The sequence below is a fragment of the Rubripirellula lacrimiformis genome, assembly GCF_007741535.1.
GTDB classification, from domain to species: domain Bacteria; phylum Planctomycetota; class Planctomycetia; order Pirellulales; family Pirellulaceae; genus Rubripirellula; species Rubripirellula lacrimiformis.
Window position 1 is genome coordinate 112,078 of the sequence record NZ_CP036525.1, and the last position, 14,830, is coordinate 126,907.

Below are 14,830 nucleotides of genomic sequence, written 5' to 3' on the forward strand. Positions count from 1 at the left end.
CCGAAATCGATCGGTCGCCTGCGGGCTTGCAAACTAGCTGGTGACCGCTTCCTTCATTTCGATTTCGTAGCCTTCGCGGTACGGGCGGCTCAGCATGCTGTTGGCGACTTCGTCACCGACGATCTGTTCCGACGAATCGTCCCATTTCAAATCGCGACCCAATCGGGCCGAGATGCCAGCTAGGTGGCACACGTTCAACATTTCCATGTGCGTGTGGACATCGCTGATCGGGGTCTCGCGAGTTCGTACGCAATGCAGGAAGTTGGCCCAGTGTTGGGCGCGTTCGTTGTGTTCCATCGGCATGCCGCGATAGACCTTGGAAATCGCGTCCTCGGGCAGCGGGTTGGATTGGAGCGCTTCGACAGGTGCACCGGCTAGTTTGCGACGGTTGACGAAGATTCGCCCCTTGTCACCTTCGATCAACACACCGTTGTCGGTGTCGTTGCGGATCACCATTTCGGTGCCGCCGGGGTAGGCCACATTGAACATGAACGATGTGGCGGTGTTGTAGCGATCGTTCTGGACCGCGACTCCGTCTTTGAACTCGACCGGGTGCGTTGCTTTTCCACCGATGGAAATCGGTCCGGCCTGTTGGCCATTGAGCTTCAGAGCCCAGTTGCAGATATCAACGTGGTGGGCGCCCCAGTCGGTCAGTTTGCCGCCCGAGTACTCGTACCACCAACGGAATTCGTAATGGCAATTGGTGTTGCCGCGACCGTTCTTGTCGCCGGTTTTGGTGTGACGATAGTCGACTGCTGGTGCTGGACCCAACCAACGGTCCCAGTTGAGTTCTGGGGGGACTTGGGCCACTGGAATGGCATCACACGACGGTGCGCCGCCGATCGCAGCCTGCACGCGGTGGATCTTTCCGAGTCGGCCTTCGGCGACGATCGCCATGGCTTTGACGAATAGGTGGAACGTACTGCGTTGTTGCGTTCCCACCTGAACGATTCGGCCGGTTTCCTTCTGGACCTTGCGAATCTGTTTTCCTTCGTCAATCGTTAGGGTCAGCGGTTTTTCACAGTAAACGTCCTTCCCTGCCAACATCGCTTCGATCAGCGGCTTGGTGTGCCAGTGATCGGGCGTTGCGATATGAAGAACATCGATATCGTCGCGATCAAGGATCTCCCGATAGTCCTCGTAAAGATCCGCATTGCCACCGGCCATGGTCTTGTTTGCTCGGTCGGCTCGGCTGCGATCCACATCCGCGATTGCAACGACGTCGACCCATTTCTTGGCAGCGTTCATGTTGCCATTGGCCATGCCACCGGCACCGATCACACCAATGGTCATCCGGTCGTTCTTGCTGGTCGTTTCATCCGCCAGGGTCTTCGGCGACGAATAGAAATAGGGCACCGAGGCGGCGGTTCCAGCGACCGCGGTCGTCTTTAAGAATTGACGGCGTTGTTGCTTTGATTGGGACAAGGATATCGACCTTAAACTCTGAGGGAGATTGGGTTCCAATGGGACGGCCAGGCCTTTGCGAGGCTTACCCGATCCCCACAGTTTACCCCTGGTGAAGGTCGATTTCTTCGCCAATGGCGTTTTTTTCCCCAATCCGCCTGATCGTTGCGCCTCGCGGCACTGTTTGTCGTGCCTGGGCAACGTGACCGGTTGTCGTTGTTTTTTCTCAGGTTCACCTCTTTCCTCCTCTCGTCAAGGATTTCGTTATGCAGTTCAGTTGTCCCCAATGTGGAAAGCAATATCAGGGCGAACCATCGATGGCCGGTCGCCGGGTGGGCTGTAAAGCTTGTGGCGGTCAGTTTGTGATCCCCAGTGTGGCCGAACCCGACGACTCGTTCGCGATGCAACCGATCACAGCCAGTGTCGCCGGCCGCGGTGGTGCAGATCCGTCGTCGCAATTGCCCAATTCGACGACCGACGGCGACAACGATTTTCTAGCGGGGGATGTCGAGATCCATTCCGCCCCGGTGTCGATGCGGGGGGGCCAGTCCAACGACGGTCGCCGCCGAAACGCGGACGAGATCGACTATGAAATCTTTGGGCACGAAACCCAGTACGTCGAAATCACGTTGGATCCGGGGGAACAAACGATCGCCGAAGCGGGCGCATTGATGTACATGGCGGCCGGCATCGAAATGAACACCGTCCTGGGCGACCCGTCGAAACAGGACACTGGGTTTCTCGGCAAAGCCATCTCGGCTGGAAAACGAGTGCTGACGGGCGAGTCGTTGTTCATGACGACGTTCACAAACATGGGCGGCAATCAAGCCAAGGTCGCATTTGGTTCGCCCTATCCCGGACGCATGATTCCAATGCACCTGGATCAACTCGGTGGCGAAATCATCTGCCAAAAGGACGCGTTTCTTTGCGGTGCCCGAGGCATCCAAGTGGACATCGCGTTCCAGAAAAAGATCGGCGCCGGATTGTTCGGCGGCGAAGGTTTCATCATGCAGCGACTTCGCGGCGACGGGATCGCGATCGTTCATGCCGGGGGCACGATGATGTACCGCGAATTGAAAGCCGGGGAACAGATCCGTGTCGATACCGGGTGCATCATGGCGCTCGGCCCGACGATCAACTACGACATTCAGTTTGTGGGCGGAATGAAGAACGCGTTCTTTGGTGGCGAAGGGTTGTTTCTGGCAACCGTGACGGGGCCAGGGCCGGTGTGGCTACAGTCGCTTCCGTTCAGCCGCTTGGCCGGTCGAATCGCCAGCAGCCTGCCTGGGGTGGGCGGTGGATCGCGAAAGGGCGAAGGATCCGTGCTAGGCGGTCTTGGCGAAATGTTCATGGGCGACTGACCATCCCCCAAAGTAGGACGGCCTTTCCAGGCCGTCGATGGTTTCTCTATGCGCGACTGACGGCCTGGAAAGGCCGTGCTACTTGAAACCAACGGAGGTGGCACAGCATCGACTATGATTGGTCGTCAACATCACCTCTCTTGTGGAAAGACCGCGGTCATGAAACGTCAACTGAATCGATTTTCCGTCGGGATTTCGCTGCTGCTTCCTCTGTTGTTGGTCAGCGCATCCGGGGCGGCGGACCGGCTGAATGTGTTGATGATTGCGGTCGATGACCTGCGTCCCGAACTTGCGTGCTATGGCGCCGAACACATCCACAGCCCCAACATCGATCGGCTGGCAAGTGAAGGAGTCCGTTTTGATCGAGCCTATTGTCAGGTGGCGGTTTGTGGTGCGTCGCGGGCTAGCTTGCTGAGCGGTTGTCGCCCCGAAACGACTGGTTGTTGGAACTTCCGAACGCCGCTGCGTTCGAAGATGCCGGATGTGTTGACGTTGCCCCAGCATTTCAAACAAAGCGGCTACGAAACCGCGTTCTTGGGGAAGATCTATCATAGCGCCAGCGATGATGCGTCTTCGTGGACTTTGAACGTCAACCGGTGGGCGCCAGCGCAGGCCGGCAAAGGCAAGTCGTATGTTCTTGCCGAAAACGCGAAGCCCACTGAAAGGAAACCCAAGGGCGACAGACGACCGTCAGATAAGGCTGGCCCATCGAACGAAAACGGTGGCGATGTCCCCGACGAAATGTACAACGACGGGCACAACGCTGATCGCGCGGTACGGGTGATCGAGCAATTCGCCGATCACGAAAAACCGTTCTTCTTTGCCGTTGGTTTCTTGAAGCCTCATCTGCCGTTCAACGCACCGGCCAAATACTGGGATCTGTACGACCGATCGTCGATCGAAATTCCTGCTCGCACCAGTGTTGTCGACGGCGTGCCCTACGCCAGTTCGAATTGGGGAGAGCTGAAAAACTATCCCGACATCCCTCGTGACGTCGATTATCTTGATGACGAGAAAACACGCGAACTGATCCACGGCTATCGCGCAGCGGTCAGCTATACCGACGCGCAAGTCGGCAAGTTACTGGCCGCACTCGATCGAACCGGACAGCGCGACAATACGATCGTTATTCTGTGGGGCGATCATGGCTGGTACGTGGGCGATTTTGGTGAATGGTGCAAACACACCAACTATGAAATCGCAACGCGTGTACCGTTGATCGTGTCCGCGCCGGGTGTCGCCCCCGATCGTTCAAGCGAGTCGATGGCGGAGTTCGTCGACATCTTTCCAACGCTGTGTCAGATGACCGGCCTGGACGTTCCCGAGCATTGCCAAGGGAAAAGTTTGACGCCCATCCTGGCCGATCCCTCGGCGGTAGTGAAACCGGCGGCGTTCAGCCAGTACTTGAAGAACAAACCCGGCGCCGGCCAGATGCGCGGTACCAGTATCCGCACCGACCGTTTTCGCTACACCGAATGGCGATCGGTGAAGACGGGTGAACTGGATGCGATCGAACTGATCGATTTTGATACTGATCCGGGGGCGACGGTGAACGTCGCCAGTGATCCGAAATACGCATCGTTTTTGCCCGGTTTGGCCAAGTGGTGTGCCGAGTCCCATTCAGGAACTTAGGCGGATCGGGTTGGATCGGTGACATCCACCTGATCGCCTCGGCGGGGCTGCGGCGTGATTAGCGGCTGATGCTTTTCAGGACTGAACGAGGCGACGCGTATCGCTTCAGTTCCTCGGTCAGCTTGTCCAAGTCTTCATCCATCCAAAGCGCAAACGCTTCGGTCGACTCGCGGGTCAGCGTGGCCGTCAATTCATTCCAGTGCTGGCCCGAAGGGACCGGCTTGGATGGGGTCGTGTTGTGGTCGCTTGATGTCGTCATCGGAGGCGGCTCCGTTGCTGGGCAATCCGTTGCGAATGTTGAAACTAACCAAAATCGTGCAGACGAGGGATCTCGGCTTTTACCGTCGAGCGTCTGTCGAAAAGACCCGCGATCGGTATAGGTGGTTCACAGCAAGCGATGTGCCGAAGTCTCGATTGAGGCTCTCGCACATGCGTTAAGTCTATCTGTAGTAACGAGTTAAATGAAATTTGGTGGTTTTGGTGGTTGCTGCATCTTGTGGCAGATTTGCAACACGAGTGTTTCAAATTGCCAACCCGGCAGGCACCGGAATCATTCATCGGCAGTTCTTAACGTCTCAGTGTAATTATATGCCGTAGATGTGCCATTGTTGTTCTTTATTCTCCCGTACTGGTCAATCCCACTGTAATCGCAACAGCCGTGAGGGTTGCGGCATCTTTTCGGCTTTGGGGCCCCGCGTCTTGACGAAAATCGATGGGTTTCTGCTTCCTGGCAACAATTTTTCAAATGGTTCCCAAGAACGATGGGCGAGCGGCGAATGGTGTTGTGTGACGCGTTTGCCAGTGCCAATTGCACTGCATGACCGGGGCTACGCTCAGTGGCCCAACAATGGGCGGATTTGCGCACTTTGAATCCGTCGCATGAATCGTGACCAACTAACACCACTTTTGGAGGGGAGACCCATGATCAAGAAAATGATTCTTACCGGAGGCGTCTTGGCGTTGCTCTCGAGCGTCACGTTGGGCGTACCATTGTTCAGCTACGCACGATGCGGAGCCAGTTGGCTGACTAGTTCGGCTAGCGACGCAGTGCCACTTGAGTGGGAACTGAAGCGAGCTCGCCAAATGATCGCCGACTTGACTCCGGAGATCAAACACAACGCGAAGCGTATCGCCCACGAGAAGATTCAGGTGGCATCGCTGCAGAAGCAGCTGGACGAAAACCATGATCGATTGGCCAAGGGCGAATCGGATATCCAGCGTTTAAGCGAAGATCTTCAGAACGACAGCACGGTGTACAGCTATGGCGGTCGCACCTACACGTCGGCTCAGGTCAAATCGGACTTGGGTAATCGCTTCAAGCGTTTCAAGACTCGCCAAGCGACAGCACAGAAGCTGGACCAAATGCTAGCGTCGCGTCAAGCATCGCTGAATGCTGCTCACGAGCGAATGGATGCGATGTTGGGTGCGAAGCGTCAATTGGAGGTCGAGGTCGAGAACTTGCAAGCACGTTTGGGCGCCCTGCGGGTGGCACAAACCAGCAGCGGGTTGGCTCTTGATGACAGCCAGTTGTCACAGACGCGCGAACTGCTCGATGCAATCGCGACCCGAATCGACGTCGAGGAAGAAACGATGGCGGTGGATGTCGAGTACTTTGGTGAGATCAACTTGGATGATCCCAGCGAAGAAGACTTGTTGAACGAGATCTCGTCATATTTCCAAGGAACCGGAGATGAATCGGCAGACGCCGAGGCATTGGTTTCGATTCAGTTGAACTGATCGGCGGGTGACCCCCAGCCCTGGCTGGGGAATTCGTCAAACGCATCGGGAGCGAACGAGGGATCGTCCGCTCCTTTGACGCATGTCGGGCCGCCCGCGATCATGGCCGCCCGATCGCAGCACATCTCTGGTTGCACACTTTTCCATTCCTCTTTTCCACAACGACGACGGGACCGCTCTCGTGTCTGAGCCCACCACACAACCGAACGATTTGCCCGGGGGGTCCCGGTGGCGACTGTGGGTGGATGGATGTGGTGGTTTCCTATTGTTGGTCGGGAATGAATTCTCTTTGGGGCGGGCAGGCACGCGAAAGCATCTGTTGCCTCATTCCGATGTCGATTCGACGGTTGATATCGGTGTGCACGCTGATTGGCCTCGCAAGGCAGGCACGATCTATCGCCAAGCGGGCGACTACTTCTGGGAAGCCGAACCATCCGGGCGTGCAAAGTCCGCCGACGCAGAGACCGACCGTGTGGTGAAGGGCGGGGGCGGGGTGGCCAGGACACTGATCAGTGACGGGAAATTGTTGGGCATCGACGGGTCGGCGAGCGTCAAATTGGCCAAACCTAGTCCCCTGTCGACGACCGCCGTCTTGAGCGTTGCTCCGCCCCATCGGTTCGACGGCCACGTCGATGCGGTGGTGTTGGTGGATCGAACGGTCGTGATGGGTGCCGGACGGGATTGCCATCTGCGTCACCGTGATGCGTCGCAGATGGTCGTGCTGGTGTATCGACCCAGCGGATGGGTCGGAAAAGTTGGTTTGGATGGTGAGTGGTTGGAATTGCGGGCCGGACGACCGACGTCGATGGGCTCGATTACGATGACGTTGGAGTCAGCATGAACGAACGACCTCAACCCGGCGGACCTCTCCTGGGTCGACCCCCATCCGGTGCATCTCAGTCCGGTGCATCTCAGTCCGGTGCGTCTCAGTCCGGTGCGGAACAGAAAAATGGGATCGATCGTTGGTTTCGAGCGCCCCCACTGGCATCCGATGCGGCCTTCCCTGTAGCACATCGCTGGTGGCCGGGGTGGTGTGCGGAACCGAAAAATGCCGATTCATGTGGGGGGAAAAAACGCGTCATGTCACGTCTTTTCGATAAACTGAAGATCGGTGCCGCTAGCGATGCCGGCCTGGAAACGCCCGCTGCGGTCATCCTGGACGATCCCGATCCCGAGAACGGCATGGGATCCTCGGCCGCTTGGTTGGCTGAAACGTGTGCTTTCGAGAACTCTTCACTGCGACCGATGAAATTCACCTATTCGCCCGGATCGACTCCGCTTCCTCGATACACGATTCGTCGTGGGATCGGTGTGGGGGGATTTGGCGAAGTGTACTTTGCGGTTTCCGACGCAGGCAAAGAAGTGGCGTTGAAGCGAATTCAACGCAACCTTGAAATTGAACTGCGTGGCGTATCGCACTGCCTGAACCTGAAACACCCGAATCTGGTGTCGTTGTTCGACCTCTGTCCCGACGACCAAGACCAGTGGTGGATCGTGATGGAGTACGTCGCGGGGCCGAACCTGCGGGAAGTGCTAGACGATTCTCCCGATGGACTGCCGGCCGCCGAAGTGGATCGATGGCTGACATCGATTGCATCGGGCGTCGAACACCTGCACATGGCGGGCTTGGTTCATCGCGATCTGAAACCGGGCAACGTGTTCGATGATATGGGCATCCCGAAGGTGGGCGACTATGGACTCAGTAAGTTCATTTCGACGTCGCACCGTGGCGGGCACACCGAAAGTGTTGGCACGTTCCATTACATGGCACCCGAGATCGGCCGTGGCCAGTATGGACGCCAGATCGACATCTATGCACTGGGTGTGATGTTGTACGAAATGCTGACCGGGCAAGTTCCCTTTGATGGCGAAAGCTGTCACGAGATCATCGTCAAACACATGACTGCGGTGCCCGACGTGGCGTCGATTGATTCCCGATACCGACCGACGATTCTGCGTTGTTTAGAAAAAGATCCTGCCAAACGCTATTCAACCGTTGCCGAGATGATGTCGTCGTTGGGGCTTTCGACATCGAATCAGCCCGAGCGGACTCGCGCCGTGCCCAGCGATCTGGAGACGCCGGTTTTAGCTTCATTGGTCCAAGATGAAGCGGATGCGCCGGTTGATTCGGAACCGCCATTTCGACCTGAACCTAAAGTGGCCGACGAACCGTTGGCACGAGCGGTGCGGCACAGTCTTGATGATTTGAATCTTTGGTGGCGGACTCTGGATCGGTCGCCGGTAGGCAAGGCTGTTTTGGTTTTGGTCGCCTGCTTTGTATTGCTGGTCAACACTAGCTGGTTATTGCCGCTGCTGTCGGTCCTGGGTGTCTTCTATGTGCCCTATTACATCGTCCGTCAGATGGTGCTGCATGTTCGCCAACAGCCCAGCTATGCGGAAGCCCAACGGATTGCCAATCGTGCGGCTGTCGACACGCGTGGGTCGTTGAAGTTTCCGATGACCAAGGCGCAGTGGCGAGGCGAAATGCGAAACGTGTTGCGGGCAAAGCATTCCGTCCATCGCGTTGCCGAGTTGAACGCATCGTGGATCGCCGCCATTTTGACGACCTTCGGATTGGCGACCGTCGCCGGAGTCGTTGGGTTGCACAGCGGGCCAGTGGATGCGACCACGATCGCCCCCTTTGGTTGGATGGCGATGGTCGTCTTGATGTCGACGCTTGCGATTTTGGGGATGGGAAAACTATGGGAACGCGAAGACGGCGAAGCCCTGCCACGCCGGTTGGTCCTAGCGGGCATCGGTGCGGGCGTGGGAGCGGTCGCGTTCGGTTTGCAACAGTTTTTGATGATTCCGATGGATGTGGGGCTGTTGCGAGACATTCATGAAACGACGCTGCCGCAAGCCTTGTATGACACCAATGGGGTACCTCAGTCATCCGCGATGATGGCTCACTTTGCCCTGCTGTTTGCCGGTCTACGTTGGTGGAAAGCCGTCGATCCGCTACGTCGAACGCGACTTAGCTTTTGGGCGGTCGCTGTGGCTGTCGTCGGTGAATGGGCGGTGCATCAGATTTTGCCGGTGCCCCAGCCTGCTGGCATGATGGTCGCAGGCGGAATCGCGATCGCCATCCAAATGGCCGCGCCGTGGATCAGCCCTCGGAACCCCCGACAACCGGAACTGGTCCGAACGAATCAACCGTCGGCTCAACCTGAATCAAGGAGCATGGCATGAACCCTTTAACTGGTTTGCGATCGACCGCCGCGATCGGTGGATCGACATGGTTGTTGGTGATCATGGTCACCTCGGCTTGGTCGGCAGAATCGAATCGCGAAGAATTGCCGGCAGTTCAACTTCAGCCGGCTCCGGCCGAACTTTCGGTGGCTCCGTTGGATCACATTGAGTATCCCGATGACCGTCCCGAATGGTTGGATGATAAGCCGACGTTGGGAGGCGACGAGGACCGTATCGTCGTGGTTTCGTCGGCTTGCGATCATTCCGAAGACGCGCTGGAAGAATTGCGATGGATGCAGCGGGCGGCCGTTGCGACGTACGTTTCTCGGCTCGTCGGATCATCAAGCGATTTTGACTTCTATCAGTTTACCGATGACGACCTGGATCAAAACTTGATCTCCCAGCGATACTTGGGAGAGGTCATGCAGGGTGATTCGACCAAGTACGAAGCCGCCGTGGAGTTGCGATTTGATTCCGCTGACCAAGACAAAATCTTGGCGGCCTGGAAAAACGTCGAAGTCGCCGACCGGTTGAAAGCACTTGGCGGCCTGACATCGTTGGGGCTGGTCGTGTTGATGTGTACCGGTGGATTAATCGGTGTGATTAGTCGCCGCTATCCGAACCCCTAAGCGTACAATCAAGTCTTTCGCCTTTTCCGGGGGAGAGATGACGATGTTCAGGCCAGTGATGGGATGGGTGATCTGTTGGGTCGCATGCGCGGCTGTCTTGGCGGACGATTTCGAGATGGTCGAGCCTGACGGTAGAGTGGCCGCTCGCGTCGAAGTCCATCACCAGCAGATGATGGTTTACGAGCGGACCGGCCAACGGATTCTGTTCGATCGCGAACCCCGTTACGATTCCTTGGATGGCCGGTTCGCCGGTTACTTCAACCTGGAACTGAACCGAATCGTCCGGTTTCCCCGCAGCGGATTCGGTCGCATGATGTCGGCCGACTTGGACGACGCCGCGCCGAACTATCGCGTGATGCGGCGGACGGTACGACCGGCCGGTGTGCGACCCGCTGGCATCCACAGGCCGAACCCGGGGTTCGGTGTGCCGGGTTTTGGATCCTTGGGCTATGGCATCCCTGCCGGTTTGGTCCCCTGGATACCGACACCAGGATTCGGGCCTGTCTATCCGATTGGACCACCGCTGCCGCAATCGGTCCTGGTTGATGCACAGACGATTGCCCATCCACCTCTATCGCCCGTGCGGGTTCAGCTACGAAACGGTGGTCCACGTGACATCCAAGTGGGGCTTGTGGATCGGAGCCAATCATCCGCGACGCGGGTCATGCGAATCCCGCCGTCGGACGCGGTCGAAGTCATGGTGCAGCGCGACTCTGGTGCACGATTGGTCCAGAACTTTCGTGTCATCACCCCGTTTGGCGATGTGGCTGACCGCCAAGTCGTGTCTGAGGTGCCGCCCGCGGTACGGTACGAGATCGTCGTCCACCAGTGGCAAATTCAATCGGTGGCGATTGATCGCACCGCTGGTGCTGGCGCCGATCCGATCGAAGACATCAATTTCCACGGTGCCAGTATCGGGCGATTTCCCTTGCCACCCGGTGCCGAGTTAACGTCGGGCAGCATCGACGTCTACAACACCGCTCGCCAGCAAGGCAACGCAGGGTCGGTCGCCCCGATCTTGGCTACCGAAGACGAAGATCTGGATGCTGGCCCGAGTCTCATCGAGCGTGCGATCTTAGAAGCCCAGCAAAACGCACAGCGTGCTCGCTGATCAACGCCGTCATCTTGGCGACCAGCGGCAGGGCAAGGCAGGCTGCCTGACTGCGGCGGCCTGCTTGAACGGCAATCTTTGCCTGGCCCGCCGCGTCGGGTGATTGAGAACCGATGAATCGTCCTGCCCGGTCTGAAACGGTCGCGGGCTGTTTGACTCTCCATCGGGCATCGATGGATGCTGTCACGGTTGGGTCATTGCGGTTGGGGCGACCATGACGATTGCGTCCCGTGGCTTAGGGGGTGCCTGTACACCGCAATTCGGGCCGGTCTAACAATCGTGGGCGTTTCGATCGTTAGAACTGGACCATTCCGAACGTCTGCGATAACAATCCTTATCCGTATGACGAATCGATTGCGTCAGCGATCCCCAGTCGTTCGATGAATCCAATCGGGGCTTACTGACGCAAATCGTTTCATACGATCGGCATTTCTAGGACTATCGACCTTGAACGCGCAATGCCCCATGCGCGGCCAAGTGGCAACGGCTTGCTACATTGCAATGCTGTTAGCGGTTACTTCCACTCGGTCCGTGTACGCTCAAATTTTCTCGGCTCGTTCCGCGATCCACACTCAATCCAAACAGGCTGGTGTAAGCGAGGCCTATTCAGATCTGCGCTTGTTTTTGCCGGCGGGTGATCTGTCGCTGATGCATTTCCTGGATGCACGGATGCTGGTTGACAGCAACGGCTTCACCCAGGGCGGCAACTTGGGATTCGGTCTGCGAGGTCACCTGGACCGTGCGGATGCGATCTGGGGGGCCAACCTATTCGTCGATCATCGACGGACGGATGTGGCCAATTTCCATCAGATTGGTTTTGGATTCGAATCGCTTTTTGCAGCGGTTGAACTGCGTAGTAATTTCTATTTCCCGATAGGAAATCGAAAAGGAATCTCCGCTGCCGCACCATCGGGGGTGTCGAGCGGGAACCAAGACCTACTGGTGTTCAGCGATAACTACTTGATCTTCGGCAGTATTTTTGATCAGCAGCGACGGGTCGAACGTTCGCTGCGTGGCTTCGACGCCGAAGTCGGTGCTAACCTGGTCAAGGACATCCTGCCGGGCGTAACATCCAAAACTCACATTGGGATCTATGGATTCGAGAATCCCGGGTTGGAGGATATCGTCGGCATCTCAACACGATGGAATGCCAATGCATGGGACAGCATTGATTTGAACATTGGTGTTCAGAGTGATCGATTCTTTGGTACGCAAGCGACGATTGGGCTGACTCTCTTTATTGAGAAGCGGCGCGGGTATTCGTCTCGTTGCTGTCGAGAAACGGTGGTCGATCGAATGAACGACCCGGTCACACGCCGTTCTGCGATCACGGTGGCTGAGACGAAAATCGGTGCGGATCCGGTGTTCGTGGGCGAACGCCTTCGTTACGCATCTAACGGCGATGAAATCCGTGTCGTTCATGTCGACAGTGCTAGTACCGGTGGCGATGGGACGTTTGAAAACCCGCTTGGGGACGTCGGTCAAGTTAACGCGAACTCTGAAATCGGAGACATCGTTTACTTGTACTCGGGCAGCGTCTTCGATGGGCAGAACAGTTTACTGTTGCAAGACGGACAGCACCTGTTGGGCGAAGGTGGTGGCTATCAACACATGCTTGATACACTTCAAGCGGGTGTGGTGGCGCTTCCCAACGTTCGCGGAATCAGCGGCGATATTCCTGTCATTCAGAATTCCACAGCGACCGCCATCGAACTTGCCAATCGTACGTTGGTCGCGAACCTTTCGGTCGTCGATCCGCTATCGGGTGCAGGCATCTCTGGGACGGACGTGTCGGATGCAATCATCAAGGATTCGTCGATCAGCACAACCGCACAGGGAGTCTACGGTGTTTCGCTCAGTGGTGCATCTTCGCTAAGTCTCGAAAATTCGGATGTCAGCACATCGGGCCGAGTCGCCTATGGAGTTGCTTTGAACGATTCATCCAGTCTGCATTCGGTCGAGAGCCAGATCACCACCAATGGTCAAAGTGCCCACGGGTTAATCGCCCTGAACCAATCGGAGGCATGGATCGACCAGGGCAGCGTGATCACTGCCAACGGGCCATTCGCGTACGGCGTATTCGCGATGGATCAATCGATGACGCGGCTAGACAATGCCAGCGAAGTGAGAACCAACGGGATGCTGGGGTATGGATTTAGGATAAAAGATGAAGCCGAAGTGATTGTCGATCACGGCAGTTCGATCCACACGACAGCTATTTACGCCAATGGTGCAACCGTTCTCGATTTCGCGTTATTCACGTTGCAGGGCGGGAGTCAGATTCACACCGAAGGTGACATCGCCTACGGCATCTATACCTCGAACAATGGCCAGTCGACCGTGACCGGTGCAAGTTCCATTCTTACCGAGGGGATGAACTCTCATGGTGTTCATACGCAAAGCGACGCCTGGGTATCGATCAGCGAACAAAGCTCCGTTCATACCACAGGAGCCACCGCGTACGGAATGCGATTTGACGGTCGCTCGGGTGGTGACATTGTCAATTCATCGATTCTTAGTGACACCGACGACGAGATCTACGGGATTGCAGATCGCGACAACAACGGTCTGCAACTGTCGATTCTGAACAATGTTCTGGACGCCGGAAACGGCACGATCCATCTGTTCAACCGCAACACGTTGAACGGATCGACGATCACTGTGACAGGCGTCAAAGACAAAACCGAGCTTGCAACCGCCAACGGAATAGATGGGGCGAACGTTACCGATGGCAACGACGTCATCTATCAGGAATGATCCTGCGGAAAACGAGCTGGCAGGACGCCGACGAATCGATTAGCGGCGATAATATGCCAGGTTCTTGGAGGGTTTTCGCAACCGTTGGTACGTTCGGTACAGAAGGAAACCGACCAGCAAGGACGCGATGAAAATGGACGTCGACAATTCGGGCACTGCAACCACGTTGACCGAGTAGGCTGCCGTGACCGAAGCGAGTTGGAATTCTGAATCACTCGGGCCGGTGTTCCACACGCTGAATGCAGTGGGATAGTGACCGACGTCAAACGAGAGCTTTTGCCCAACCATGCTGAAGTCGTTGATGTTGAATCCACTCGTGACAGAGTCGGGCTGAGCAACTGATTTGAGACAGAAGATCTCATCACCCTCGAGGCCGCTAAATTCAAGCTCACTAAAGCCGATGAACTGGAGCACCGAACTGATGGGGGTCGCCGGAGTAGGGGCCGGAAAATAGATGATTTGATTGAGACGGATTTGACCCGGCGTTCCGATTCCGTCATTCGTGCCCAGGCCAACGCTGTCTGCGAATAGCAATGCATCTGAGGCAGGATCGAGTTCGATGTCGATCGTAATCCCGCCAATTGGAATCGGTTTTTGATAGTGGAGATCGGTTCCCTGGGCCGCGGGTTGGGTCAGATCGAATTTGACTTCGGTGACAACCGCGGCGGACCCCGATTGTGGCGTTGCAAAGAGTGCAAGCAAGCAGACAGCAGTGAGCGCAATGCGCATGATGGAACATCCCTGTTTCAAAAGCATGAATGGCAATTTGCTGTTCAGTGCCCCCCGAATCAATTTCGCTCGATGAATGAGCGTTTTCTGTTGATCCGGGTGAACAGGTCGGATCCGCGGACCTCGAACAAAGTCCCGTACTCTGTCGCGAAACGCTACCGCAGTGGCGATCGCTTCGAAGTACGGCGCCGCCATCCCATGACGACCGCACGCAAACCCTCAGTCCTGTCCGCGGGTGGTTTGGGGTCCACCACGCAGGCTGGTCTGATGCAACGAATTTT

11 protein-coding genes are annotated in these 14,830 nt (G+C 56.7%); 8 read left to right on the forward strand and 3 right to left on the reverse strand.

Going from position 1 to position 14,830, the window contains the following annotated elements; genetic code table 11:
- Positions 1-33 precede the first annotated feature (33 nt).
- On the reverse strand, positions 34-1,431 hold the full coding sequence (locus K227x_RS00385) for a Gfo/Idh/MocA family protein (RefSeq protein ID WP_145176971.1): 1,398 nt from the start codon (positions 1,429-1,431) through the stop codon (positions 34-36).
- Between the two features lie 239 nt (positions 1,432-1,670).
- On the opposite strand from K227x_RS00385, the gene K227x_RS00390 reads away from it, so the two are divergent.
- The gene (locus tag K227x_RS00390) at positions 1,671-2,765 is read left to right on the forward strand and encodes a TIGR00266 family protein (RefSeq protein WP_246146399.1); all 1,095 of its coding nucleotides are present in this window, start codon (positions 1,671-1,673) and stop codon (positions 2,763-2,765) included.
- A gap of 159 nt (positions 2,766-2,924) precedes the next feature.
- Positions 2,925-4,397, forward strand: a complete 1,473-nt coding sequence (locus K227x_RS00395; RefSeq protein WP_145167468.1) for a sulfatase — start codon at positions 2,925-2,927, stop codon at positions 4,395-4,397.
- 58 nt (positions 4,398-4,455) lie between these two features.
- On the opposite strand, the gene K227x_RS00400 is transcribed toward K227x_RS00395, so the two are convergent.
- Entirely contained in the window at positions 4,456-4,656 is a 201-nt protein-coding gene (locus tag K227x_RS00400) for a hypothetical protein (RefSeq protein ID WP_145167470.1), read from the reverse strand.
- 662 nt (positions 4,657-5,318) lie between these two features.
- On the opposite strand from K227x_RS00400, the gene K227x_RS00405 reads away from it, so the two are divergent.
- The 6 genes from K227x_RS00405 (at position 5,319) to K227x_RS00430 (ending at position 13,820) form a co-directional block, all read left to right on the forward strand.
- Entirely contained in the window at positions 5,319-6,134 is an 816-nt protein-coding gene (locus K227x_RS00405) for a hypothetical protein (protein WP_145167472.1), read from the forward strand.
- A 181-nt stretch (positions 6,135-6,315) separates the two neighbouring features.
- Positions 6,316-6,975, forward strand: a complete 660-nt coding sequence (locus K227x_RS00410; RefSeq protein ID WP_145167474.1) for a hypothetical protein — start codon at positions 6,316-6,318, stop codon at positions 6,973-6,975.
- A 239-nt stretch (positions 6,976-7,214) separates the two neighbouring features.
- Positions 7,215-9,323, forward strand: a complete 2,109-nt coding sequence (locus K227x_RS00415) for a serine/threonine-protein kinase (RefSeq protein ID WP_246146400.1) — start codon at positions 7,215-7,217, stop codon at positions 9,321-9,323.
- The gene (locus K227x_RS00420) at positions 9,320-9,952 is read left to right on the forward strand and encodes a hypothetical protein (RefSeq protein ID WP_145167476.1); all 633 of its coding nucleotides are present in this window, start codon (positions 9,320-9,322) and stop codon (positions 9,950-9,952) included. Before K227x_RS00415 ends, K227x_RS00420 begins: the two co-directional genes overlap by 4 nt.
- A 43-nt stretch (positions 9,953-9,995) precedes the next feature.
- Positions 9,996-11,063 (forward strand): hypothetical protein, encoded by a 1,068-nt coding sequence (locus tag K227x_RS00425; protein WP_218933661.1) that lies wholly within the window; start codon positions 9,996-9,998, stop codon positions 11,061-11,063.
- Positions 11,064-11,510: 447 nt separating this feature from the next.
- Entirely contained in the window at positions 11,511-13,820 is a 2,310-nt protein-coding gene (locus K227x_RS00430) for an inverse autotransporter beta domain-containing protein (protein WP_145167480.1), read from the forward strand.
- Positions 13,821-13,859: 39 nt separating this feature from the next.
- On the opposite strand, the gene K227x_RS00435 is transcribed toward K227x_RS00430, so the two are convergent.
- Positions 13,860-14,549: a hypothetical protein gene (locus K227x_RS00435; RefSeq protein WP_145167482.1), complete on the reverse strand. Its 690-nt coding sequence runs from the start codon at positions 14,547-14,549 to the stop codon at positions 13,860-13,862.
- Between the last annotated feature and the right edge of the window lie 281 nt (positions 14,550-14,830).

What these genes read in the sequence shown, in the direction of transcription:
- K227x_RS00390 (WP_246146399.1), top strand. Translation starts at nt 1,671, where the DNA reads ATGCAGTTCAGTTGTCCCCAATGTGGAAAGCAATATCAGGGCGAACCA.
- K227x_RS00395 (WP_145167468.1), top strand. Translation starts at nt 2,925, where the DNA reads ATGAAACGTCAACTGAATCGATTTTCCGTCGGGATTTCGCTGCTGCTT.
- K227x_RS00400 (WP_145167470.1), bottom strand. Translation starts at nt 4,656, where the DNA reads ATGACGACATCAAGCGACCACAACACGACCCCATCCAAGCCGGTCCCT.
- K227x_RS00405 (WP_145167472.1), top strand. Translation starts at nt 5,319, where the DNA reads ATGATCAAGAAAATGATTCTTACCGGAGGCGTCTTGGCGTTGCTCTCG.
- K227x_RS00415 (WP_246146400.1), top strand. Translation starts at nt 7,215, where the DNA reads ATGTCACGTCTTTTCGATAAACTGAAGATCGGTGCCGCTAGCGATGCC.
- K227x_RS00420 (WP_145167476.1), top strand. Translation starts at nt 9,320, where the DNA reads ATGAACCCTTTAACTGGTTTGCGATCGACCGCCGCGATCGGTGGATCG.
- K227x_RS00425 (WP_218933661.1), top strand. Translation starts at nt 9,996, where the DNA reads ATGTTCAGGCCAGTGATGGGATGGGTGATCTGTTGGGTCGCATGCGCG.
- K227x_RS00435 (WP_145167482.1), bottom strand. Translation starts at nt 14,549, where the DNA reads ATGCGCATTGCGCTCACTGCTGTCTGCTTGCTTGCACTCTTTGCAACG.